Below are 1704 nucleotides of genomic sequence, written 5' to 3'. Positions count from 1 at the left end.
CGTCTCATCTTTATGCGCCAGCAGGGATTTCTCCTGTGCAGACAGCTGGCGACGTTGCGCCGCCTCCTCCAGTACCGCGAACTGACTCTCCGCCTTCCACAAATCCCGGCGCTGCTGGCTGATTTTCTCATTTGCTCCGGCATGCTTCTCCAGCGTCCGGAGTTCTGCCTGAAGCGTCAGCAGGGCAGCATGAGCACTGTCTTCCTGACGATCGCCCGCAGACACCTTCACGCTGGACTGTTTCGGCTTTTTCAGCGTCGCTTCATAATCCTTTTTCGCCGCCGCCATCAGCGTGTTGTAATCCGCCTGCAGGATTTTCCCGTCTTTCAGTGCCTTGTTCAGTTCTTCCTGACGGGCGGTATATTTCTCCAGCGGCGTCTGCAGCCGTTCGTAAGCCTTCTGCGCCTCTTCGGTATATTTCAGCCGTGACGCTTCGGTATCGCTCTGCTGCTGCGCATTTTTGTCCTGTTGAGTCTGCTGCTCAGCCTTCTTTCGGGCGGCTTCAAGCGCAAGACGGGCCTTTTCACGATCATCCCAGTAACGCGCCCGCGCTTCATCGTTAACAAAATAATCATCCTTGCGCAGATTCCAGATGTCGTCTGCTTTCTTATACGCAGCCTCTGCCTTAATCAGCATCTCCTGCGCGGTATCAGGACGACCAATATCCAGCACCGCATCCCACATGGATTTGAATGCCCGCGCAGTCCTGTCTGCCCAGGTCTCCAGCGTGCCCATGTTCTCTTTCAGGCGGCGGGTCTGGTCATCAAACCCTTTCGTTGCGGCCTCGTTCGCCGCCTGCAATGCCCCGGCTTCATCGCCGGAACGCTGCAACTGAGCAACATACGCAATCTGCTCCGCCGACACGTTATGGAACTGGCGAGCCATCGCCGTCAGCCCCGACGTCGGGTCTGTGGTCAGCTTCCCGAAGGCTTCAGCGACCTTGTCCACCTCCACGCCGGATGCAGAGGAGAAACGCGCCACACTCTGGCTGATGGACGCAATCTGAGCCTCACCGCTTACCCCCGCCTTAACCAGTGCGCTGAGTGACTCGCTGGTCTGGTTAAACGTCAGCCCTGCCGCCTGCCCGGCTCTGGACAGGACCAGCATACGATCTGCCGTCAGTCCCGCCTGATTGCCGGAAAGGACCAGCGTTTTGTTGAAATCGGACAGGGTTGAGTTGCCCTGATACCAGGCATACGCCAGCGCACCGGTCGCCACCGCCAGCGAGGTGGCCCCCACCATCGGCAGGGTGATCGCACCGGCAAGCCCCCTGAACATGGGGATCATCCCGCCGAAGGAGTCCTTCACCTGCCCCCCCTGTTGCAGCAGGATCAGCCACGGACTTTGCCCGCCTGCAAGCTGCGTGGCCACGTCGGTGAACTGTGCAGGCAGCATACGCATGGCGGCTTTATACTGCCCGACGGAAATCCCCGCTTTCTGTGCAGCCAGCGCCTGTCGGCTCAGCGACTGTTCAACGACTGCCGCTGTTTTTTTCGCATCACTTTCCGTACCAGAAAAATGACGCCTGACTCTGGCCATCTGCTCGTCAAATCTGGCCGCATCCAGACTCAAATCAACGACCAGATCGCCTACCGGTTCAGCCATACCGGACTCCTCCTGCGATCCCTTCTGATACTGTCATCAGCATTACGTCATCCTCCGTCATGTCCGCCACATCCGGGGAAGCGGGGATAACTTCATTCC

1 protein-coding gene is annotated in these 1704 nt (G+C 58.6%); it reads right to left on the bottom strand.

Features of this window, described 5'->3' with window-relative positions:
- The coding region (locus ACTHSL_RS12475) for a phage tail length tape measure family protein (protein ID WP_440381642.1) at positions 1-1605 on the bottom strand (1605 nt) is incomplete at its 3' end.
- Positions 1606-1704 lie beyond the last annotated feature (99 nt).

It is taken from the genome of Neisseria sp. P0008.S010 (assembly GCF_051962715.1).
In the GTDB taxonomy this organism is placed as follows: Bacteria; Pseudomonadota; Gammaproteobacteria; order Burkholderiales; family Neisseriaceae; genus Neisseria; species Neisseria elongata.
Note: the sequence above shows the minus strand (reverse complement) of the source record. Positions and strands in the feature narration are given on the sequence as shown.